A 22,439-nucleotide genomic window follows, 5' to 3' on the forward strand; every position below is an offset into this window, starting at 1 on the left:
AAACACCTCTTTTTCTATATAAGAAATTATAACCGCTTTTTCAGAAAAAGAAAAGAGGCGGTGACAATCAGCCAGCACCCGCCTCTAAATCGAACACTGCCAAGTGCGCGCCACAAGTAAAAGACAAGCGACTTCCATAAAAAAGATTGGAAGTCGCTTGTCTTTCATTCGTTCAATAGTTCAAGGACTGACTATCTTGATTTAACCATTGGCACACAAACTCAGCTAGACTGTCCTGAAGACAGCTGGTTTTCAATATATGGCGTCAACAAAACTTCGCCATTTAGATATTCACCTAAGTAGATTTGTCGCAGATGTTCAAAGCCTTGAGCCGAGACTTCCTGAGTCAGCCAGTCTACATCTTTGTCGATAATTTCCAATAAATCGTAATTGGCCTGTCCATCTACAATAATTGGAAAGCGAATCATTTCATCTCCAAATGCGATAACATTCAGCTGGCCGTTTTGCTCCATCACTGCCCATTTGACTTTCTCCACTTCAAACACGCCGTTTGAACGCAGCTTAAACATCAAATCATTGGCGGAAATTCCCACCCGCAGACATTCCTGGACATTGACTTGACCATTTCTAATCAAGGTCACCGGCTTACCATCAATTACAGCTTTTACCCAGCGGTTGTGTTCTTTAGCAAACTTCAACACCAATACTAAGAGCGTCCAAATGATCAGCACCAAAACAAATTGCAAGACGGTGATGCTGTCGTTGTAGATAACACCACCGATAATGCCCCCTAAGACGTAATTTTGCACTTGATCCATTGGCGAAGTTGGGGCGAGATTCCCTTTGCCCATAATCGTAATTTGTAAAATCAAACAAATCAGCCCTAAGGCAAATTTCAAAAATATCGGTAAATAATAGACCATTGCGGCCTGCCTCCTTTTTTATGGAAAAATTTCAACTCATTCACTTATTCTTGAAGAGTCCTGTCTTAATCAGCCCACCTCAATCGTGTTTATTGATAGTGCCAGAAAAGACATAGGCATCTTGCAACAAGTAATTGGTCCCATCCCCGCTTAAAGATACCCGATAAATTTGGTCGTTCACTACCACAATCATCTGATCAGCCATTCGCGTTCCGTTTACATAAACTTCTGTCGGATCCACGCCTTGATCCTTAGCCACTTGTTTGACAAAAGAAACCACTTGTGATGACTGGGTGGAATTGGTTTGCGCCTGGGTATATTCTTCATATTGGACACCTAGCATGAAAAGCAGAAACAATAACATGATGATGGACAAATCCCGATATTTCGTCTCTAACCGATGACGCAGATACGTACTGAAAGCAAAAATCAGCATGACGATTGCAAAAAATACCAGACCATACTTGATATAGTCCGCAACCCCGACAGACCCTTGCAGATAATTGATTCCGTAAACGTCCAAAAAAATCACTCCTACCTATAAATAACAGCAATCAAACTTTTTTGAAACTTTGGACTGCTGCCTTATTTTTCCTATAGCCATTGTATCACGAAGTCCTCTCGAGGGCCTTCTAACGCTCTTAATCCTTTATTTCTCCAATTTGTGTTGAAGAGAACTTGATGGAGAATTCAGCAAACAAAAACGATTTCCACTTGAAGGATTGAAACCTCTTCCAAATGAGGCGTGCTTTTTTTAAAGTTTGTGATAAGCTTTGTAGTGTATAAGCAAGTGGTTTCACACGGGCGTGTCTTGAAACCTCTGTGCCCACTACTTTCTTCTCAAAAAAAAACCTCGTCTCGTTGTAAGGTTCATAACTAGCATCCGCTAGAATTAAACTCGCAAATTTGTGGTGAGGAAGGTCCAGTAGTGAGCAATGCAAATTTAGACATGCTCGAATTGACAATAGAAAGCAGGTTGTTTGGTTGGCAAAAGCAGGTTCGAGAATTCGCAACTGGTTCTCCGGAGAAGACATCTCTTTTTCATTCATCGTTTCACTGGTAGTTCCGGTAATCATCGATCAATTCTTTTTGGTCAGTTTCAACTTTATCAACACTGCGATGATCTCTTCATCCGGTGCTGAAGCAGTCAGTGCTGTGAATATGGTCGGCTCTCTTCATTATTTTATGGTTCAGATTTTTGCTGCTGTCGGTCTCGGAGGAACGGTAGTAATCGCGCAATATTACGGCCGTAAAAACTTTCGTGAAATGGGCCAGATGGCAGCTAGCACTGTCTTCGGCTGTATTGCTATGGCCTTGATATTGACAGCAACTTTTCTCATTTTAAGAGATCCCGTATTGGGGCTGCTCTTTGGAAAAGCCACTCCTGCCGTGATGAACAACGCCAAAATCTATATGACTGGTTTATTGATCAGTTATCCAATGCAAGCTGTGGTCGAAGGTACCAATGGCAGCCTTCGCGGAATTGGTCGAACCAAAGCTTCTCTGAAACTTTCCCTTTTAATGAACGCCCTTTATATTCTCGGCAACGTCATCTTTGTCAGCCATTTGGGTCTAGGAGTCAGAGGATTGACCTATTCTTTGAACATCTCTCGCTTTCTCGCTGTCTTTTTCGCTATTTATACCTTGTATGCCAATCGTGAACTGCTGAATATCCGGCGCCAGTATTTTCGTCAGCCCTCTTTCACCAAGATTCGTCATATCATTACGATTTCGATTCCTTTTGCTACCGAATCGCTGGTTTTCAATGGTGGCAAAATCATCATGCAGATTTTGATCGTTTCTTTGGGAACACAAAATATCGCTGCCAATGCCATTGCTGTCAGTTGGGTACAGTTATCGGAAATTATTCCTTCCGCACTGAGCACTTCTTTGGTGCCCATCGTGGGTCAGTGTATCGGCCGTGACAATATCAAAGATGCCCGTAAGCTGACAAAATCTTTTGTACTGTTGGGCTGCGCCGCTTTTCTAACAGTGGATCTCCTACTGTTGCCATTTTTTAATGTTGGTATGAGTTTATTCAATCCACCAGCCGGTGTTCTGCCTTTGATTTTTCAAATTTTCTTGATCTATATTGTCACCCACTTTTTATTCTGGTCGATTAGCTTTATTCTGCCTGCTGCATTGCGGGCGGCCGGCGATGCAAAATTTACCACTGCGGTCTCTCTGCTTTCCATGTGGCTTTATCGGATTGGTATGGGCTACTTTTTTGGAATCTATCTGGGCTATGGACTGTTGGGACTTTTCGCTGTTACCTGTTCAGAATGGGCACTGCGGGGAACGATCTTTTACTTGCGTTTTCGGGGAAATAAATGGTATGCCAATAAATTGATTTAACTCTATTACCGGTCTCATGCAAACTTGCATAGGCCGGTTTTCAGTTGACTATTTCCCTCTTTGTTCGTAAAGTGGTCTTAATTACCGCTTTTTTTATTTCAATCAAACAAAAACGGCTGACCATTACCCGTCAGCCCTATATTTCAGGAGGCAGACCAAGCATGGAAGAACAGTCGAAACATCCCCATCTGCATAAGATTTCTTTTGCAGGTCTATTGGTAGCAATGGGGGTCGTCTACGGAGATATTGGAACCAGTCCGCTATACGTGATGAAAGCCATTGTAGAAGAAAACGGTGGTCTAGCATCTATTGACCCCGATTTTATCCTTGGTGCCGTGTCACTGATCTTCTGGACACTGACATTCTTGACTACTATCAAATATGTCGTGATTGCCCTACGAGCCGATAATCACGGCGAAGGTGGTATTTTTTCTTTGTATACGCTGGTACGCAAGCAAGGAAAGTTCCTAATCATTCCTGCCATGATCGGCGGGGCAGCCTTACTGGCAGATGGCGTCTTGACGCCGGCAGTCACTGTTACCACCGCGATTGAAGGCCTGCGAGGAATTCCGGAATTTTTTGATCGTTTCGGTATGAATCAAAACATCATCGTCGGCATCACATTGGTCATTTTATTAATATTGTTTTCTATGCAACGTTTTGGAACCGATCTGGTGGGGAAAGCCTTTGGGCCGGTGATGTTTCTTTGGTTTAGCTTTTTAGGTATTATGGGCATCGTCAACTTCAGTCAGGACCTCAGCGTAATCCGGGCTTTGAATCCATATTACGCAGTGAAGCTGTTGTTTTCTGCTGAAAACCATCTGGGAATCTTCATTCTAGGGAACATTTTTTTGGCAACTACCGGGGCAGAGGCCTTGTATTCTGACATGGGTCATGTAGGTAAACGCAACATCCACGTCAGTTGGCCTTATGTAAAAATTTGTTTGATGCTTAATTATTTGGGGCAAGCAGCCTGGCTGACCAGCGTCTACCAAGAGGCTGATATGCAAGCCATCGAACAATTGAACCCTTTCTTTCGGATGTTGCCTGACGGGTGGATGGTAATTGGTGTCGGTTTTGCTACAATTGCCGCTGTCATCGCTTCACAAGCGCTGATTTCAGGTTCCTTCACCTTGGTTTCCGAAGCCATCAAATTAAAACTATTGCCGCGTATGAGAATCTTATACCCAGGAAAAACTATCGGCCAAATGTACATTCCTCTGGTCAACAGCCTCCTTTGGGCCGCTTGTTCACTAGTGGTTATTACCTTCCGTACCTCTTCTCATATGGAAGCAGCCTATGGATTGTCCATCACGGTCACTATGCTGATGACGACCTTCTTATTGTTCTTCTTTATGAAAGAACGAGGCCACTCTATCGCTGTTTCTTTATTGATTACTTTGTTTTTTGGCACCATCGAGTCGGTCTTCTTCATCTCCAGCGCCGTGAAATTCTTCCATGGCGGCTTTGTGGCAGTATTAATCGCCTTAGCTATTCTCTTTGTCATGGTTATCTGGGAATGGGGCAATCTTATCGAGGAAAGCGTCTCAGAAGAAGCAGACTTGCGGGATTATTTACCACAGCTCACTAATTTGCGCAACGATAAATCTCTGCCGGTTTATCAAACCAATGTCGTCTTTTTAGTCCCCCGTATCAACGGCGACAATATTGAACGGCAATTCATCTATTCTATCTTGGACAAACGACCAAAACGAGCAGAAGCTTATTGGTTCGTCAATGTGGAAGTCACCGATGAACCTTACACACAAGAATATGAAATCGATACGATGGGCACCGATTTTGTCATCAAAGTAAAACTGTTTTTAGGATTTCGTGTGGAGCAAGAAGTCAACGTCTATATCCGTCAAATCATCCACGACTTGATGAAAACCGGTCGTATCCCACGACAACCACAAAAATATTCCATCACTCCTGGTCGTAGTGTCGGTGATTTCCAATTTGTTCTGATTCAAAAAGAGCTTTCCAACAACACTGTTATCAGCAAATGGGAACGACAAGTCATTCAAGCCAAGCTCTTTATCAAACGACACACCATGTCACCAGAAAACTGGTTTGGCTTGGAATACAGCGATGTCTTATATGAAACCGTGCCATTAGTGATTGGCGCTCCCAGAAAGACCCGATTGGTGGAACGAACAAGTAAGGATATGTAACAAAGCGTCTCTTTTCCTAAGTTAGCCATCCATATCAATACGATCAAAAGCAACAGGACTGCTGACGGTTTACACCCGCATACAGTCCTGCTGCTTTTTTAGATGGATTACTTTTTTCAAGCTTCTTCTTAAAAGACACGATTTCCGTTTTCACTAATAGTAAATGTCTTCGCCGCCAAATCAGCATTTAAAACAGCCTGTATCCCCTCTTTACCTGTTCTGACAATCACCAGCTCACTAGGACTCGGCGTCTTCACTTGGATTTCTCCCGCCAAGTCAAAAGCTGGGCTGGTATTACGAAAGCGCAGCAAGTCAAACAGTGCTTTGACTACTGGTCGCTCAGTCTCCTCAGCAATTTCTGCTAGACTATAATAATGACGGTTGATGTTGCGGCCTTCTTTGGTAGTTTCCAACAATTGAATATCATTTTTCCCCGCTAAAAGTCCTACATAATAAATTTGCGGGATTCCTGGTGCAAAGCATTGAATCGCCCGCGCCAAAAGATAGCTGGCATCATCGTCTCCCAGCGCACTGTAGTAAGTGCTGTTGATCTGATAGATATCCAGATTGTTGTAGCTGGCCGAAGAGTAAACCTTCTTGACGTTGGCTCCTACTTCATAAAGTTTTTCGGAGGTATAATCCAGCTCTTCTTGTGTCAGCAAATCTCTGGCATCCACCACACCGATACCATCATGGGTGTCCAACGTCGTGAATTGTTTCATGGGACTCAAGGCAAGCCATTTAGCCAGACGATCGCTGCGACCACTGTACAAAGCATGTAAAGTCAGCATTGGCAGCGCGAAATCATAGATGAAATAGTCGTGGTCTGCAATTTTCATTTGAATCGAATAATGCTCATGGATTTCCGGCAAAAGCTGAATCTCGTATTTTGCTGCTTCATCACGAACCTCTTCCAGCAATTCCCAGATCTCCGGCTCTACAAAGAAATCATTGGTATCTAATTTTTTTATCGCATAGGCAAAAGCATCCAGACGAATCAGCGAACAGCCATGCTTGGCCATGTCCTTCAAGGTATCACGGATAAATTGTTTAGTCACAGCTTTGGTCACGTCCAGATCAATCTGCTCTTCCCCAAACGTATTCCAGACCAATGTCTTCTCCCCGTCTTCAAAGACCAGTTCTTGAAAAGGGGCTTTATCTTTGCGTTTGTAGATCAAGTCGATGTCAGCTTGCGTTGGCCGGCCCTCGGGAAAGAACTCGTGTACTTGGATGAACATCTCTTTATAAGGTGAGCTTTCATGGTGAGTTTTGAAATCTTGAAAATACTCAGATTCGCGGGAGATATGGTTAATCATGAAGTCAAACATCAGGTAGTACTCTTCTCCTAAGGCTTCAATTTCTTCCCAAGTCCCAAAAACGGGATCGACAACCCGGTAATCACTAGGAGCAAATCCTCGGTCCCCGGTAGAAGGAAAGAATGGCAACAGGTGAACACCTCCCACAACTCCTTGCAAGTGATCTGTCAAAACTTTCTTCAATTCTTTCAAATCACTTCCCAAACTGTCGGCATAAGTGATTAGCATGGCTTGGTTTTTAATGTTCATAGCTATTCCTCTTTTCACAAGCAGGCGACTGCTGTCCGAATGGTTATCAGAACTGCCGCCGCCTGCTGTTAATAATTTGTTGTAACCAAAGCTTCATAAGGACGCAGAAGATAATTTCCAGAAGCTTTCTTTTCAGGAAAATCCTCATAATTACCTAATACCCGCTTTTCAAAAGCTGCCGGCAGCTTAAAAGCTATCAAACGGTCACTGTTGTTGATTGCAATTGTCAAACCCTTGCCATCTGGCAACAGTCGTTGATAGGCAATGATTTCATCTGTAGTGTCCGACAAGGGAGCAAACAGACCGTATACCACCGCTTCTTTGTAGTCTTTATCTTTCCGAAGAGCCGTTAATTTCCGGTAATAATTCAGCACCGAATACGGATCAGGCGATTCCGACTCCGCATTCAATGAGACATAGTTTGGATTGACCCTCAGCCACGTCTTTTCCGCAGCCGAAAATCCCGCGTTTTCACTATCGTTCCATTGCATCGGTGTACGAGAATTGTCACGACTACGACGGTTCATGGCAGCCAAAGACTCCCCTTCACTCAAGCCTGCCAATATCCCCCGCTGGTATTGATCATAAGTAGCCACATCATTGTACTCGTCAATACTAGTCATCTCGATATTGGACATCCCCAACTCCTGTCCTTGGTAGATAAACGGTGTCCCCCGCAAAAGCATAAACAACGTGGCAAGCATTTTTTTAGCAGTGTCATTATTTTCAGCAGCCGGTAGATACTTACTGATAGAGCGCGGCTGATCGTGATTTTCCAGATATAAGGCTCCCCAGCCAGCGCTTTGGGTCACTAGCTGGCTGTCAAAAATATTTTCCCGCAACTGTTGCCAAGTCCAGCCACTAGGTTTAAACCACTCCCCAGTAACAGGCACGTCAATATCGGTGTAACTAAAGTCAAAGACCATTGAATAATACCCCTCCGGACCTATGTATTCCGACAAACGCTCTGCCGGCACATTGGCTTCTGCGACGGTCATCGCATCATGAGGTTTGAAACAACGCTCCTGCATTTCTTGCAACCAGACTTCAATTCCCGGCTGATTCAAAATCCAATGACCGATAAATGCCAATCCATCTTCCCCATCGGCTGGCAGCTCACCAAAGACCAGTCGCTTCTTGATATTTAGGATTGCATCGATTCGAAAGCCCCCTAGTCCTTTATCCAGCCAGTAATTAATCATCCGATAGATTTCTTCTCGCACTTCGGGATTTTCCCAATTCAGGTCCGGCTGCTTTTTGGTAAATGCATGAAGATAAAACATGTTTTCTTCCCCTGCAACTTGCGTCCAAGCATTATCGCCGAAATAGGTTCGCCAATTATTCGGCGGCTGGCCTTCTTGTCCTTCACGGAAAATATAATAATCCCGGTATTTGCTTTTAGGATCGGCTAACGCTTGTTGGAACCATTCATGCTCATCAGAGGTGTGATTTACCACCAGATCCATCAAAACCTTGATGCCGCGTTTTTCAGCTTCTCTCAACAAGCGATCAAAATCTTCATTGGTACCAAAACGTTCATCAATTTGATAATAGTCGGCGATATCATAACCGCCATCATCCATTGGTGATTTATAGATAGGACAGATCCAGATGACATCAACCCCCACCTTTTCCAAATAAGGCAATCGCTGGATGATGCCGGGCAGATCCCCGACACCGTCTCCGTCGGTATCTTGAAAACTTTTAGGATATATTTGGTAGACCACCGCCTCTTTCCACCATTCACGTGTTTCAGGTAGCAAGGCTCTCCCCTCCTGTCTCGTACCAGATTACGCTCTGATACGGTTGCAGCTCCCCATAAGCTGTCGTTTGTATAAACCCTGGCAGGTTATTCAGTAATGGCTCGTTGACAGCTTTTTTTAGCGGAATTTTTTGCATATTTGCCGTTAGATTGGCTACCACTACTAATCGCTGCCCCTCGCGCTCACGATAATAAGCTACCAGTCCTCTTACCTCTTGCAATACCGGAACCGTTCGACCATAAATCATCAGCGGTGCTAATTTCTCGCTTTTTCGCAAGCTAGTCATCTTTTTGAAAAAATTCAACAACGAGTCTGGTTCAGCGGCTTGCCGGGCTACGTTCACCTGCGGATAATTTGGATTAACGGCAAACCAAGGGGAAACCTCGCTGAATCCGGCAAAGTTGCCAGCGTCCCATTGCATCGGTGTTCGACTATTTTCGCGGCACTCCTGATTGATTTTTGCTAAAGCTGCTGCCGGTGTGAGACCTCTCAACAGATAGTCTCGGTAACTGTTATGGGTTGCCAAATCCAAGTAACCATCAATACTTGTTTTCGGGTAATCTCGCATTCCGATTTCTTGGCCTTGGTAGATGACTGGAATTCCCCGCAGGAAAAAGTACATCATACTCCAGGCGGTGATACTGTCAAAACTGATGTCTTTCTGTGGAATCAATCGATCGGGCATCCTCGACAAATCGTGATTTTCCAAAAAATTGGTGAAGAAAACTCGATCGTTGGCCAACACTTGCTTTTTGTATAACTTTTGCTTCAACAGATCTACGAAGGCGGCGGGATCTTGCTGATATTTCTCCTCTTGAATCGTGTAAGGCGTGTGGTAAAAATCAAAAATGCTGGAGAAATACCCATTGTCTCCGAAATATTCAAGCCACTGATCAGGATCAGGCACGTCCATCTCGGCAATTGTCAACACATCAGAATCAGCAAAAATTGCCTCGCGCATCTCCTTTAAAAACTCACCAATCCCACAAGCATTGCGGTATTGTTCCCAAACAGTCGCCAAGCCATCCGGCCCATCTGGCGAGATGATCTTCTCGTCGTAGATTTTCTTAATGTGGGCAATGGCATCAATCCGAAAACCAGCTACTCCTTGATCCAGCCAGTAGCGAATCATTTCGTATAGTTTCTGACGCAATTGGGGATTCTCCCAATTGAGATCCGGCTGTCCTACTGTAAAAAGATGCAGGTAGAACTTATTGTCTGTCCCGGGGATTTTTTCCCAAGCGCTGCCGCCAAACATGGAACGCCAGTTATTCGGCGGCGCTCCGTTTTCACGGCCTTCTTTGATGACATAATAGTCCGCATACTCGCTATCTAAATCTGCCATAGCCGCCTTGAACCAAGGGTGTTCAGTAGAGGCATGGTTGATTACCAAATCCATCAAAATCTTGATTCCTTTTTCACCGGCTTTGGCCAGCAACTCGCTAAAATCTTCGTTGCTTCCAAAAGATGGATCAATTTGGTAATAGTCAGAAATGTCGTAGCCGTGATCCATCATGGGAGACAAATTGACTGGACTAATCCAAACAACATCCACCCCTAAATCTGTCAAATGATCCAAGCGCTGCGTGATGCCAGCAATGTCACCAATGCCATCATGATTAGTATCTTGAAAGCTTTTCGGGTAAATCTGATAACCGATGGCTGAGTGCCACCATTTCATCTTACTTGTCATAATTTACTCCTTATTTCACAGCACCATCAGAGATACCACGGATAATATTTTTCTGCAGCAGTAAAAATAAGATAATAATCGGCACAATCGTAATCAGTACTGCTGGGAAAATTAAATCCCACGCATTCCCATACTGTCCTGATTGAATCTTGGCAAAATAGATGGCCAATGTCAGTGTCTTCTTTTCACCATTGCCAATAACTAAAAACGGTAGTAAATAATCGTTCCAAATCCACATCGCATTCAAAATAATTACTGTCATCGTCGTTGGCCGCACCAATGGCATGATGACTTTGAAGTATACTTGGAAAACCGAGGCACCATCAATTATGGCGGCCTCTTCCAAAGCGATGGGAACACTCTTCATAAAGCCGTGGTATAAGAAAATTGACATACTCATTCCGAAACCACCGTACATCAAGATCAAGCCCAGTGTATTTTTAAGCCCTACATTGTCAAACATATTAATCAATGGGTACATGACAGCCTGAAATGGAATCAGCATGGAGGAAGTAAAAAACAACAGCATGATGCTAGACACTTTAGACTTGAAACGGACCATCATCCAAGCAACCGTTGAAGAAACAAACACGATCAAAACCACAGCAATCACGGTGATAATCACTGTCAAGACGATTGAATTACCCAAGTCAATCTCTTCAATGGCCCGCCGAATATAGGTGAAATCAATTTTCTTTGGAAGAGCCAACGGTGTTTTAACAATTTCTGATTGTGACTTGAAGGAGTTGATTAATAAAAAACTGATGGGAAATAAAGTATAGATGGCCAGCACAGTCAAAATCAGATAACGCAGAAAGCCAAACTTTTTAAACTTACCAACTGATTTCATTACATTTCAACCTCTTTTCGTTTCGTGATCACAACCTGAGTCAGAGAAACTATTGCGATAATAACAAAGAAAATAACTGCTTCTGCTTGTGCCAAACCATAGTTATTTGAACTGTCCCGCGGTGCTCGCAATATTTGTAGTGCCAGCATCCGGGTATTGAACTCTCCGTTGGTCAATGCGACGTTGGGATCCAAAAGTTTGAAGCAACCAGATAACACCATGAAAAAGACAATTGTGAACGACGGCATCAGCATAGGAATTGTGATATTTTTAAATCGCTGCCAAGCGTTGGCTCCATCCATCGCGGCGGCTTCATACAACTCAGTAGGAATATTATTTAAACCAGTGATATAGATAATCATCATGTAGCCAGACATCTGCCAAGTAACGACCATCAGCATTGCAAACAGATTTTTAGTATTGTCTTGCGTCATATTGGTCAAAAAGCTGATTGGTAATAGCCCATCTGGTCCAAATAAGACTTGTGAGAAAATATTTTCAAAGATGAACAACCAGATAAAACCCAGTGCCAATCCGCCTAACAAATTGGGAAGGAAAAAAGTTGCACGGAAAAAACCAACTGCTTTTCCAATACTGTTGACTAAAAGTGCCAATCCTAACGCTACGACGTTGACAACAACAACCGCTAGCAGGGTAAATTTAACTGTATAGAAGAAGGCCTGACGAAAACTTTCACTTTCAAATGCTTTACGATAGTTATCTAACCCTACCCAAGCTTCAAAGGCATTCCCACCTCCAGCGAAATAGACGCCCCGCCAAGCTGAGAAGGAATAGATCAAACCGATGATAAACGGAATGATTACCACACAGGAATACAAGACAACTGCCGGAATCGTGAAGGGAGCAAACCATTTCTTATAGATATTTTTCATAACTTCTTTCCTCCTATCAAAAATCGTCTTTTACGAATAACCATTGGAGATTCCTCCGTAAAAGACGATTTTGACTCGCTTTAAACTCAGTAAGAACTATCTTGTTTCAGTTCCTGCCACTTCTTGATTACTTTGTCGGCAAAATCAGGATAAGTTCCTGCATCCCACTCTTTTTTAGTCATATAGTTTTCTTTCAACTCGTTCCCTACATATTCCAAGAAATTGCCCGGTGAAGCATTGAATGGATTGGACAATGTTTTTCCGGTTTTCAAATAGGAAATCAGTGCTTCATTTAACGTGTTACTACCACCACTGTCCAAGTCATTGAACAAGATGAACCCAGATTCATCTTTCAAGAATTTCAGGCCACGGTCTGATGAATACAGCCAAACCAGAAAATCTTCCGCCAATTTGATTTTGTCTTCAGAGACTTGCTTGTTGATGATCCAATAGTTAGGCACAAATGTCGGAATCGTCTTGTTGTAATCTTCTGGTGTCCAACCTTCTAAATGAATATCTTTTTGCTCAAAAGGCATTTTGATGGGAATAATATCCAGAGTTGCCAACATGTCTGGATTCAATTTATTTAAAGTAGGATAAATCCAGTTCCCTTGTTTGATAAATACCCCTTTGTGATCGGCAAATAGTTGCAAGGAATTGTCATAACTACCGACAGTCCCGTTGATAAATTCAGAGCCGCGAACTAACGGTCCATCTTCACCAGCTGCATGGGAAGTGTTGTAATCCAGCACCTCCATGTATTTGACCAGTGAATCTTTCATTTCATCAAATTTGCTTGGGTCAGAATACAATGCATCGGAATAACTGCTAAACACTGTATTCATCGCCACATTAATCATGTGATCAGAATAAGTCCACTTTTCCGCACCTGCTTCAACAAAAATGCCTGTGAGGCTCTTAGTCAACTCTGTTTTTTCAGCTGCCAATGGGTACTCGTGACCGTTCAAACTCAAAGTCGCCACTTTATCAGATTGCAAGTATTCATTCAGGCCATTCGTAAAATCGGTAAATCCTTGGAAATCAACCGTTTTTAAATCAGTCAGCAAGGCATCTTGATCTGCTGCCGGAAACAGCTCCTTTAAGACATCTTTATCCACGATATAGCCATAACCTTCAACAGTATAAGGCAAGCCAAAATTTGTTTTATCATCAACGGACAAGCGCATGTTTTCAGGAACTTGTTCAGCCAGCTTCTTCAACTCTTCATTGCTGCTGTCTTGGAGGTTGTACATGAAGTCGCCGTCTTTTGGTCCCCAAGTAATCAAGCTGTTGGTGGCGAAAATTGCCGGTGCATTTTTTGAAGTCATCTCAGTATTCATCGTCTCTGTTACATCAGCACCGGATCCTGGGGAGAAGGTTTTCACTTGAATCCCTGTTTCCTTTTCATAATCCTTTGCCAATTCTTTCAGCGAATCGGAAATCTCACTCTTGGTATTAAAAATGTAAAGCTCATCACTTTTTGCAGAATCCCCTCCAGAATTTCCGCAGCCAACTAAAACTAAAAGTGCCAGTGCCGCTGTCGTCAACCCAGTAACCAATTTTCTTGTTTTCATGTTGCTCATTCCTCCTAGACGTTTTTTCCCCTTTAATTGTCAAAAGAAAGCAAAAGCATAATTGTTCGCGCTTTCTTTTTCTGACTCGAGTATATGTCAATCGTTTTCATATGTCAATCGTTTTCATAAACTTTTTTCGTTGCTATATCAGTGAATATGACTATAATTAAACTGGAGAATAGATTATGTATTCAGGATTTAATCTGCTACTTTGGGGGCCAGACGGAAAACCTTACTGCTTGACTGACCAGAAGAAAAAAGTTTTTGCGGCGACCCCGGGTGAACAAAAAACTAAATTTATTTCCTGACATGAAATACAAATTGCATACAACTAAAGGAGTTTTGAGAATGGCCAGTATCGAAGACGTGGCAAAAAAAGCCAAGGTATCGGTGACAACTGTGTCCCGCGCCTTGAACGACCATCCTTATGTATCGGATAAGACGAAGAAAAAAATCTATAAAGCGATGGAAGAATTGAACTACTACCCCAACAATGTCGCTCAACAGCTGCGGGGTAAAAAATCTAAGATGATTGGCGTTATCATCTCTTATATCACCAATCCTTTTTTTGCCAATCTAGTAAATACCATCGAAAAAACGGCGTTGGAATTAGGCTATCATCTGGTCGTGCTGCAAACCCAGGGCAATCCCCAGTCAGAAGCGTTCTATATCCAGATGATCCAGAAAAAGCAATTGGACGGTATCATCATCACAAACTTGGAAACTGCTACGCCTCAGATTAAACAACTGATGGCAGAAGGTAAAATTGTTTTGTGCAACCGCTATATCGGCGACGAAGAATTGACTGTCATCAAGATTGACGAAGAAAAGGCCAGCTATGAAGGCACCCGCTATTTAATTAATCAAGGCCATCGCCGGATTGCTTTTTGTACTGGTAATGTGATGAATGTCCATGACCACCGCTTCAAAGGCTTTCTTTTTGCCCTGCGGGATCACGGCCTAACATTCGATGAGACTCTTTTCTTTGAACGAACATTAGGCGTTCAAGGGGGCCGAGATTTTCTGCAAAAATTTGCGGCTATGAATCCTGAAACAGCCCCGACTGCGGTTTTCTCCAATGGTGATGAAGTAGCTGCCGGAATTCTCAGTGAAGCTCGTAAATTAAAAGTTGCTATCCCACAAGATCTGGCGGTACTGGGTTTTGACGATCAGCCCATCGCTGCTTTGACGTATCCTGAAATCACTACGATCCGTCAGCCCATCGCTGAAATGGGGGCAGCGGCGGCAAAAAGTCTGATTGCTGCTATTGAAGGAGACAGTCAGCCGGAAATTCCCACGCTCGCCACTGAGCTGATCATTCGAGAAACGGTCTGATTTTTTGAAACTTGCTGACAGAAATTGTCAGATTAAGTCTTTTTCAAGTGGCAGAAAACAAATACTTTAAGCCGGTTAAGAGGAAACAAATTTCCTTTGGCTTGCTGAAATCAAGATTAGTCGGTATTTGAAATTTTAAGTAACGAAAAGACGGCAAGCTGCCACTCGTTTTCAACGGAAGCTTGTCGTCTTTTACTGGTATCTTACCTTTATTCAAGTTGTAATTTCCGATCCCAGAGCCGCAAAAAAAGCGGAACCCGAAAAATCGGATCCCGCTTTATAAGTGTTACTTGCCGGCACGTTTTACATAAGTGCCTTCAGCTGTGTTGATTTCCAACAATTCTCCAGCTTCGACAAAATCAGGAACATTGACAATCAAGCCGGTTTCCATTGTTGCTGGTTTACCAGAGCCTGTCACAGTTGCCCCTTTGATTGATGGTTGCGTTTCTGCTACTCGCAAAACAACGGTTGAAGGCAATTGTACGCCGATGACTTCGGAGCCGTAAAATTGAATCTTCACTTCCATGTTTTCCAAGATATATTTCATCTCTTCTGCAACAGTTTCTACCGGGATTTCATATTGTTCGTAAGTTTCGGTATCCATGAAGTAACCAGTATCATCCATTGTGTACAGGTATTGTACATTTTTGGTATCGATGTGGGCTTTTTCAAATTTTTCATCTGGGCGCAAAGTTGTATCATAAGTTGCACCAGTCCGTACATCGCGAAGTTTCATACGCATAACAGTATTGCCTTTACCTGGTTTGTGGTGGCTGGCGTCCAATACTTTGATCAGTTTGCCGTCTTGGATGAATGTCATCCCGGCCCGCAAATCACTTGCTGAAATCATGATAATCCTTCTTTCCGTAAATTAGTCCTTGTTCATTTTAGCAAAAGGCGGGCAGAAGCGCCACCTTTCAAGAAAAATTCTTTTCACGTTTGTTTTTTATTCCTCTTTTTGCGGCTGACCATGGTCGTGATAATTTTCTTGAAATTCATCCACTTCAATGTAGATATAGGCTTTCTTATCTGGCAGTCCTCCCCGGATATTCGCTTCGATTTCGTTGATGATACTGTAGGCGGCGCCTTCTTTGGGAGCCACGATGTCGACTTTGGCGGCAATCATGATCTCATCTGCTGACATGTGCAGTGTTTTAATGTCAATCAAACGCTCAATGTCCGGTCGTGCAAAAGCACTTTTGATTTTGGCAAGATCGCCGGCGGTTACACTCTCCCCAATAATCAGACTGTAAAATTCTTTCGCCAAAAAGATAGCCGCAAACATCAATAACAGGCCAATCAGCAACCCACTTAAAGCATCAAAGACGGCGTTGCCGGTGATCATGGTTAGAATTGTCCCCGCTAATGCCAACAGCAGACCAATCACTGCACAGAAGTCTTCCGTGAAAATAATTAAAATCTCACTGTGACGGCTTTCTCGTAAAAATTTGAACAGGGGCAGCTTTTCTGTATTTAGTTCGGCAATCTCTTTAAACGCGATTCGCAATGAACTTCCTTCGACCACCATCCCGAAAATCAGGATACCAATCACTAGCCACTGATTTCCCACTTCATGGGCTGGATGAAAGAGTTTTTCAGTTGCTTCCATCACGCCTAATGCCCCACCACCGAAAAAGAGCATCGTTGCTACGATAGTACTGAAAAAGTACTTTGCCCGTCCTTCACCAAACTGATGAAGCTCGCTTTGGCCGACGCTGGCTCGCCGATCCCCTACAATCAATAGCGCCTGATTGCTACAGTCTACTACACTGTGAATAGATTCATTTAGCATCGCGGCACTACCGCTCAGTAGATAACCGATAAACTTACTGATGGCTACCAAAATATTGGCAATCAAGGCGGCAATAACCGCCATCATGCCTCCGTTTTTCTTTTCTTCCATTCGGCTCACTCCTTTATTTCCACCGCTATCGTCTCCCTCATTATAATTTTTTTTCAAGAAAAGGCCCTAACAAAAGCTCCTCAGGCAAAAAAATAACCTTTTTTTCGATATCGTTATATGATGGCAGCAAAAGAGGTGAATACTTATGAAAATCACTATGGATGAACAAACAACTCGCCATTTAGAGAACAAATTCGGTGTTGCCACTCGTTTGATTCTTGCTTTAAATGATGGCTCTAACGTCTACAGTTCCGCACAAGGTTGCTGTATGATTGGTGATCGTTTTCTGCTCCAGCCAGTGAAAAACAGCACCCCACCATTTACCATTCCTTTAGAAAACGACACCTTTGCTTTTTATATTTCCGACTACGAGAAAAATTTCCTGAGAAGCGACTTGACCTTGCAGTTCAAGCCAAGTTATGGAACCTTGCAGCTGAAAAGCAACGAAGGTATCTTGGACCTAGATGTAGAGTTAAAAACAGCGTCAGTAGCTGTCAAACATTGAGTTCCACTGGCGACTTTTTCTATCCAGTCTGCAATTTTCAGCTATTAAAAAACCTCACCGAATCAACCACCGACAGACAGATCAGGGTTCCGATTGGTGAGGTTTTAGCTTTATTTTTTGTGCTATTTTTACAAATCAGCGATAGAATGTCTGCTCCAACCAGGTGAGTGTCGTGTAGGAGACTTCTTCGGTGGGTGCTGTCAGGTAAAATTGAAAAGGTACCGGATTCTCGCCTAATGACCCTGCGCCATAACGACGAGAAAAGGCGTTCATATCCCAGCTCAAGGTGTAGCGTGACTGCCAATGATCAGTTGCAGTTATCTGATAGATTCTTTGCTCTTTTGTAAACAGCAGGCTGTCTTTGGTAATTGTCAAAGCCGGCGTTTGTCCGGCAAAGTTGCCATCTTCAGCAGGTGGCTGGCTATACCAGTGTCCTTGCAAAATTTCCGGAATTAGTGGTGTTTGGGTCTCTTCTGTTTCTGGTGGGGTCAACTCTGCGACCTTGTTTGCCACGTCATAGGTTGATTTTTGTCTTACCAATCGTTTTAAAATTTTGTCCAGTTCCCCCCGCTCTTCTTTCAATGCCGGTTTGCCATCGGCGGCATTGCGAGCCTCCATCCACTTATTCAACGCTTCTTCATAGTTATTTTCATCCATCAATTTAGTAATTTCGGTTAACTGCCCTGAAAAAGCATCCGTCTCCTGTTGCACGCCTTTCACTTCTTCGGATTGCTCCTGAGCCTTTTGACGTATGACACGGGAAAGATCGTTGCGCTTCAATAAGGCAGCGACTGTTTCACGGCTTTGCGACAGTTGTCCGGCAGACAATTGCCGCTGACTTTTGCTAATGGCTGCAACTTGTTCCAGATAGTCTTTAGCTGTTTCATCTTCTGGCTTCTCGCTTAAAGCCATCTCAAAGTAGGCCTCTGCTTTTTGAAAGTTTCCTTTGGCAGCTGTCGTTACACCTGCGGATACAGCCGACTTATAAGCCGGTGAATCATTTTGACAGCCGCTAAGTCCTACTGAGAGTAGCGCCATTACCAACAATAAGCGAAATTTCCCCATCACTTCTGACTCCATTTCTTTCCAATGATTTGTCTTGATCAGTCCATAGTCCTTGGCAGTCCTCACAAATCCAACCCTGGTTTTCCAATTTATTATACCAGTCTTCGCCTCAGGTACAATTGCGAATGTGACATAAGTAATTTCTAAGTGCTAAACAGCGAATGTTTAACCACAATTAATAAAAAGTATACGGGTGATTAAAAATTGTGATCCTATTGATGTCTTAGTCGGAAGAGAGAACAATTCCATACGTGTAAAGGGAAGTGAATGAGGTTGAATTAGCTTGACGAAATCAAGGAAAGTCTGGATTTGAAATTTTTAGCAATGAAAAACCGACGATCTTCCAATGATTTTAATGGAAGATCGTCGGCTTTTTGGGGCTCACGTTTGGTATTGTTCACTTCACAGGAGGGTGACTCAACCATTGTCACACTCACAATTTTTCTTATATCACCGCCACAAAAAAACGGACCTGTTCAGAATTTCAGGTCCGTTTTTTTCATTTATTTCTCTTGTTCAAAAACAGCGGCATCATAAGGCGCCAACCTCATTTGTTTGGTGAGGCTGCGACTGGCAGCTTGTTTTGAAAGATTACCGAAAACATAGCGGTAGTTTTGATCTCCAGTGGCAATCAGTCGGTTGGGTAACGTTACGACTCGTAAGTGCTGGGAAAGATTCACCAATACCAATAGCGCCTTTTCCTCTGTCTGCCGCACATAGGCAAAGATATCTGGATCACCGGCTGCCACTAAGTCAAAGCTGCCTGTGGTAAAAACCGGCTCTGCCTTTCGAAAGGCAATCAAGCGCCGATAAAATTGCAACGCCGAGTCCGGATCTGCTTCTTCAACAGCCGCATTGATCAGTGGATAGTTTGGGTTCACCGCGAGCCACGGTTGACCGGTCGTAAAGCCTGCATTGACAGCCGACGACCATTGCATCGGGGTGCGGGAATGGTCTCTGGTCCAATGGGTCACCAACTTCAACGCTTCCAATGAATCGGTACCTTCTTCCAGCAACAGTCGGTAATGGTTATGAGAATCTTTGGCGTCCACTTGATCAATCCCGGTAAATGGGTAGTTGGTCATCCCTAATTCCTGCCCCTGGTAAACAAATGGCGTTCCCTTCAGCAGCATATAGGCCGTGCCAATCGCCTGAGCTGATTTGGCGGTCTCATTTCCTAATACAGAATTAAAACGCGGATTGTCATGATTTTCCACATACAGCGCATTCCACCCAGCATGTTCTAAATGTTTCTGCCAACGAGCCAGCACTTTCTTGAAACCCAGTAGGTTGATTCGCTCAGCTCCCGGTTTTCCTTCACGAACATTGTGCTCCAGTTCGAAGATCATGTTGATGTAACCTTCATCATCGGTCCAATCGACTGCGCGACGACTAGAAACACCACTGGCTTCTCCCACTGTCATGATGTCGTACCTAGCGAAAATCCCTTTCAATTCCGCCATGTACTCCTCGATACCCGAAACATTCATAAAGGGTGCCCACGGATTGTCAGTGATTTTAAAATCCCAAGACTCTTTTTGGATGTGGCTGATGGCATCTAGACGAAAACCGTCAATCCCCAGCTCCAACCACCATTCAATCATGGCATAAATTTCTTCTCTTACCTTGAAATTGGTCCAATTGAGATCTGGCTGTTGTGGAGCAAAGACATGGAAATAACTTTCTTTACTGGTAGCATCATAGGTCCAGGTAGGCCCGCCAAAAAAACTCTGCCACTCATTGGGCGGCTGCTTTTCCCCAGCAGCACTTTGCCAATGGTAATAGTTTCGGTAAGGATTCTCTGCTCCTTTTTTTGCTTCCAAAAACCAAGGGTGCTGATCACTGGTATGATTGATCACCAAATCTAAAATCAGCTTCATCCCCGCTTGATGGACTTGCACCAATAGCTCCTTGAATTGCGCCATCGTGCCATACTCCTGTTGGATATCTTGATAATCGGAAATATCATAGCCATTGTCCACATTAGGTGACTTATAGATGGGGTTCAACCAGATGAAATCGACGCCTAAGGACTTGATATAAGGCAGTTTTTCAATAATTCCATTGATATCCCCGATACCGTCGCCATCAGAATCCATAAAGCTGCGAGGATAGATCTGATAGCCTACTGCATTTTTCCACCAAGGCAGTGTGTCTGTCATCGTTTTTCACTCACTTTCACAGCAAAAGCTTCCCACGGCGCCAGTCTGGCTTGTGCAAGATCATCTACATCGCCGGGATAGTTTCGAATGATGGTCGCCATCACCGTAAATTGCGGCAACATAACTGTTTGTTCGTCATCAGAAAAATTCCCCACGATTAGCCACGTCTCTCCTTCATAGCGCCGCAAATAAGCAAAAATTTTCTCCTCCGTTGACAACAGTTCAAACTCACCCCAGATCATCAGAGGATGTTTTTTGCGCAGTTGAACCAGTTTTTGATAGGTATAAAAAATCGAATCCGGATCAGCCAGTGCTTTCGCCGCATGAATGTCCCGATAATTGGGGTTGACTGCCAGCCACGGTGTTCCGGTGGTAAAACCAGCGTGGGCACTGTCATCCCATTGCATCGGAGTGCGGGCGTTGTCGCGGCCTTTTTTGTTGATTGAAGCCAGTATTACTTCTTTGGAATAGCCTTGTGCCAGACGTTCATGATACATGTTCACGCTTTCGATGTCGGCTACTTCACTGATGTCTTCTGCCACATAGTTGGTCATCCCCAACTCTTCCCCTTGGTAAATATAGGGTGTTCCTTTCATCATATGCAGCAAAATAGCAAAGAATTTAGCACTGGCCTCTCGGTACTCCTTGTCATTGCCCCACCGCGAAATAATTCGCGGAAGATCATGATTTTCCCAAAAGAGTGAGTTCCAGCCTTCTGTTCCCAATTCTGTCTGCCAACGAGCCAATGCTTGTTTCAAAGCACCTACTTGCAGCGGAATCAAATCCCACTTTTCTTTTCCCGGTTCCTGGTCCAGCATCATATGTTCAAACTGAAAGACCATCGACAATTCATGGCGCGCTGGATCTGAGTATAATTTAGCGATTTCCGGTGTTGCCCCCCATGTTTCTCCCACGGTTAAGAGATCTTGTTGTCCAAAGGTCGCCCGATTCATTTCTTGCAGATAGTCATGAAGTTTAGGACCATTGCCGGTCAGCTCTTTTTGTGGTTGTTTCCCAATCAAATCGATGACATCCATGCGAAAGCCGCCAATTCCTTTTTCAATCCAGAAATTCATCATGTCATAGACAGCTTGGCGGACGTTCTCATTCTCCCAATTTAGGTCCGGTTGCTTTTTACTAAATAGGTGCAAGTAATACTGATTGCTGGCCTCGTCAAATTCCCAAGCGCTGCCGGAAAAGGCGGACCCCAGCCCATTAGGTACGCCACCATCTGCAGCTGGATCTGCCCAAATATAAAAGTCTCGATAATCATTGTCGCGTCCTTTTTGTGCCTCGATAAACCAGCGATGCTCATCAGAGGTATGATTGACCACTAAATCCATGACAATCTTGATTCCCCGCTGTTGTGCGGCGGCAATTAGGCGATCCATATCTGCCATCGTTCCAAATTCAGCCATGATTTCTTGATAATCGGAAATATCGTAGCCGTTATCATCATTAGGGGACTGATAGACGGGTGATAGCCAGATAGCTCCGATTCCCAGCTTTTCCAAATAAGGCAGTTTTTCAATGATGCCGGGAATGTCTCCGATGCCATCACCGTCACTATCTTTGAAACTGCGGGGATATACTTGATAAACGACAACTTCTTGCCACCAGTGTTTTTCCATGTTCCTTCGCTCCTTTTACGTATGCTGCGCTTTATCTAAGCGTTGTTTGATACAGCGATAATTGTTTTTTTGATTGATTTTGATTTT

At 43.6% G+C, this 22,439-nt stretch carries 17 protein-coding genes; 4 read left to right on the plus strand and 13 right to left on the minus strand.

Translation table 11 applies throughout. From position 1 onward, the window contains the following. Nucleotides 1-221 precede the first annotated feature (221 nt). Together ACOMA8_RS00810 and ACOMA8_RS00815 are read right to left on the minus strand one after the other, a co-directional pair. Entirely contained in the window at nucleotides 222-884 is a 663-nt protein-coding gene (locus ACOMA8_RS00810) for a DUF421 domain-containing protein (RefSeq protein ID WP_421367596.1), read from the minus strand. 79 nt (nucleotides 885-963) lie between these two features. Next, nucleotides 964-1,407, minus strand: coding sequence for a DUF3290 domain-containing protein (locus tag ACOMA8_RS00815; protein WP_161899222.1), 444 nt, complete (start codon nucleotides 1,405-1,407; stop codon nucleotides 964-966). Between the two features lie 461 nt (nucleotides 1,408-1,868). On the opposite strand from ACOMA8_RS00815, the gene ACOMA8_RS00820 reads away from it, so the two are divergent. Both ACOMA8_RS00820 and ACOMA8_RS00825 read left to right on the plus strand, forming a co-directional pair. Beyond that, a complete protein-coding gene (locus ACOMA8_RS00820; protein WP_421367598.1) occupies nucleotides 1,869-3,239 on the plus strand; it encodes an MATE family efflux transporter in 1,371 nt (456 codons plus the stop codon). A gap of 161 nt (nucleotides 3,240-3,400) precedes the next feature. Further along, entirely contained in the window at nucleotides 3,401-5,413 is a 2,013-nt protein-coding gene (locus tag ACOMA8_RS00825; protein WP_161899224.1) for a KUP/HAK/KT family potassium transporter, read from the plus strand. 128 nt (nucleotides 5,414-5,541) lie between these two features. Here ACOMA8_RS00825 and gtfA read toward each other — a convergent pair whose 3' ends face one another. The 6 genes from gtfA to ACOMA8_RS00855 all read right to left on the minus strand — a co-directional run bounded on the left by gtfA (nucleotide 5,542) and on the right by ACOMA8_RS00855 (nucleotide 13,751). Continuing rightward, nucleotides 5,542-6,978: a sucrose phosphorylase gene (gene gtfA / locus ACOMA8_RS00830; protein WP_421367601.1), complete on the minus strand. Its 1,437-nt coding sequence runs from the start codon at nucleotides 6,976-6,978 to the stop codon at nucleotides 5,542-5,544. 68 nt (nucleotides 6,979-7,046) lie between these two features. Beyond that, nucleotides 7,047-8,741, minus strand: coding sequence for an alpha-glucosidase (locus tag ACOMA8_RS00835; protein WP_421367604.1), 1,695 nt, complete (start codon nucleotides 8,739-8,741; stop codon nucleotides 7,047-7,049). Then, on the minus strand, nucleotides 8,731-10,434 hold the full coding sequence (locus ACOMA8_RS00840; protein WP_421367607.1) for an alpha-glucosidase: 1,704 nt from the start codon (nucleotides 10,432-10,434) through the stop codon (nucleotides 8,731-8,733). Before ACOMA8_RS00840 ends, ACOMA8_RS00835 begins: the two co-directional genes overlap by 11 nt. Nucleotides 10,435-10,444: 10 nt before the next feature. After that, nucleotides 10,445-11,284 carry a carbohydrate ABC transporter permease gene (locus tag ACOMA8_RS00845; RefSeq protein WP_421367609.1) on the minus strand — a complete coding sequence of 280 codons (840 nt, stop codon included), beginning with the start codon at nucleotides 11,282-11,284 and terminating at the stop codon, nucleotides 10,445-10,447. Next, a complete protein-coding gene (locus tag ACOMA8_RS00850; protein ID WP_161899229.1) occupies nucleotides 11,284-12,177 on the minus strand; it encodes a carbohydrate ABC transporter permease in 894 nt (297 codons plus the stop codon). The genes ACOMA8_RS00845 and ACOMA8_RS00850 overlap by 1 nt, the downstream gene beginning before the upstream one ends. Nucleotides 12,178-12,263: 86 nt before the next feature. Then, nucleotides 12,264-13,751 (minus strand): ABC transporter substrate-binding protein, encoded by a 1,488-nt coding sequence (locus ACOMA8_RS00855; protein ID WP_421367611.1) that lies wholly within the window; start codon nucleotides 13,749-13,751, stop codon nucleotides 12,264-12,266. 348 nt (nucleotides 13,752-14,099) lie between these two features. Between ACOMA8_RS00855 and ACOMA8_RS00860 the strand changes: the two genes are divergently transcribed. After that, nucleotides 14,100-15,086, plus strand: a complete 987-nt coding sequence (locus ACOMA8_RS00860) for a LacI family DNA-binding transcriptional regulator (RefSeq protein ID WP_421367613.1) — start codon at nucleotides 14,100-14,102, stop codon at nucleotides 15,084-15,086. Between the two features lie 286 nt (nucleotides 15,087-15,372). Here ACOMA8_RS00860 and efp read toward each other — a convergent pair whose 3' ends face one another. Next, a complete protein-coding gene (gene efp, locus ACOMA8_RS00865; protein ID WP_161899232.1) occupies nucleotides 15,373-15,936 on the minus strand; it encodes an elongation factor P in 564 nt (187 codons plus the stop codon). A gap of 96 nt (nucleotides 15,937-16,032) precedes the next feature. Further along, a complete protein-coding gene (locus ACOMA8_RS00870; RefSeq protein ID WP_421367616.1) occupies nucleotides 16,033-16,989 on the minus strand; it encodes a cation diffusion facilitator family transporter in 957 nt (318 codons plus the stop codon). A 145-nt stretch (nucleotides 16,990-17,134) separates the two neighbouring features. Here ACOMA8_RS00870 and ACOMA8_RS00875 point away from each other — a divergent pair, with 145 nt between their 5' ends. Further along, nucleotides 17,135-17,494, plus strand: a complete 360-nt coding sequence (locus tag ACOMA8_RS00875) for an iron-sulfur cluster biosynthesis family protein (protein ID WP_421367618.1) — start codon at nucleotides 17,135-17,137, stop codon at nucleotides 17,492-17,494. Nucleotides 17,495-17,629: 135 nt separating this feature from the next. Here ACOMA8_RS00875 and ACOMA8_RS00880 read toward each other — a convergent pair whose 3' ends face one another. From ACOMA8_RS00880 to ACOMA8_RS00890, 3 genes are all read right to left on the minus strand, one after another. After that, a complete protein-coding gene (locus ACOMA8_RS00880; protein ID WP_421367621.1) occupies nucleotides 17,630-18,559 on the minus strand; it encodes an outer membrane protein assembly factor BamD in 930 nt (309 codons plus the stop codon). Nucleotides 18,560-19,062: 503 nt separating this feature from the next. Beyond that, nucleotides 19,063-20,721, minus strand: a complete 1,659-nt coding sequence (locus ACOMA8_RS00885) for a glycoside hydrolase family 13 protein (RefSeq protein ID WP_421367624.1) — start codon at nucleotides 20,719-20,721, stop codon at nucleotides 19,063-19,065. Further along, entirely contained in the window at nucleotides 20,718-22,352 is a 1,635-nt protein-coding gene (locus tag ACOMA8_RS00890) for a glycoside hydrolase family 13 protein (RefSeq protein WP_421367627.1), read from the minus strand. The genes ACOMA8_RS00885 and ACOMA8_RS00890 overlap by 4 nt, the downstream gene beginning before the upstream one ends. Nucleotides 22,353-22,439 lie beyond the last annotated feature (87 nt).

Origin of the sequence: Enterococcus infantis (assembly GCF_049166715.1) — a bacterium.
GTDB classification, from domain to species: domain Bacteria; phylum Bacillota; class Bacilli; order Lactobacillales; family Enterococcaceae; genus Enterococcus_C; species Enterococcus_C leclercqii.

Coding starts and splice junctions, on each gene's coding strand:
- ACOMA8_RS00810 (WP_421367596.1), bottom strand. CDS start 884: ATGGTCTATTATTTACCGATATTTTTGAAATTTGCCTTAGGGCTGATT.
- ACOMA8_RS00825 (WP_161899224.1), top strand. CDS start 3,401: ATGGAAGAACAGTCGAAACATCCCCATCTGCATAAGATTTCTTTTGCA.
- gtfA (WP_421367601.1), bottom strand. CDS start 6,978: ATGAACATTAAAAACCAAGCCATGCTAATCACTTATGCCGACAGTTTG.
- ACOMA8_RS00840 (WP_421367607.1), bottom strand. CDS start 10,434: ATGACAAGTAAGATGAAATGGTGGCACTCAGCCATCGGTTATCAGATT.
- ACOMA8_RS00845 (WP_421367609.1), bottom strand. CDS start 11,284: ATGAAATCAGTTGGTAAGTTTAAAAAGTTTGGCTTTCTGCGTTATCTG.
- ACOMA8_RS00850 (WP_161899229.1), bottom strand. CDS start 12,177: ATGAAAAATATCTATAAGAAATGGTTTGCTCCCTTCACGATTCCGGCA.
- ACOMA8_RS00855 (WP_421367611.1), bottom strand. CDS start 13,751: ATGAAAACAAGAAAATTGGTTACTGGGTTGACGACAGCGGCACTGGCA.
- ACOMA8_RS00860 (WP_421367613.1), top strand. CDS start 14,100: ATGGCCAGTATCGAAGACGTGGCAAAAAAAGCCAAGGTATCGGTGACA.
- efp (WP_161899232.1), bottom strand. CDS start 15,936: ATGATTTCAGCAAGTGATTTGCGGGCCGGGATGACATTCATCCAAGAC.
- ACOMA8_RS00870 (WP_421367616.1), bottom strand. CDS start 16,989: ATGGAAGAAAAGAAAAACGGAGGCATGATGGCGGTTATTGCCGCCTTG.
- ACOMA8_RS00875 (WP_421367618.1), top strand. CDS start 17,135: ATGAAAATCACTATGGATGAACAAACAACTCGCCATTTAGAGAACAAA.
- ACOMA8_RS00880 (WP_421367621.1), bottom strand. CDS start 18,559: ATGGGGAAATTTCGCTTATTGTTGGTAATGGCGCTACTCTCAGTAGGA.
- ACOMA8_RS00885 (WP_421367624.1), bottom strand. CDS start 20,721: ATGACAGACACACTGCCTTGGTGGAAAAATGCAGTAGGCTATCAGATC.
- ACOMA8_RS00890 (WP_421367627.1), bottom strand. CDS start 22,352: ATGGAAAAACACTGGTGGCAAGAAGTTGTCGTTTATCAAGTATATCCC.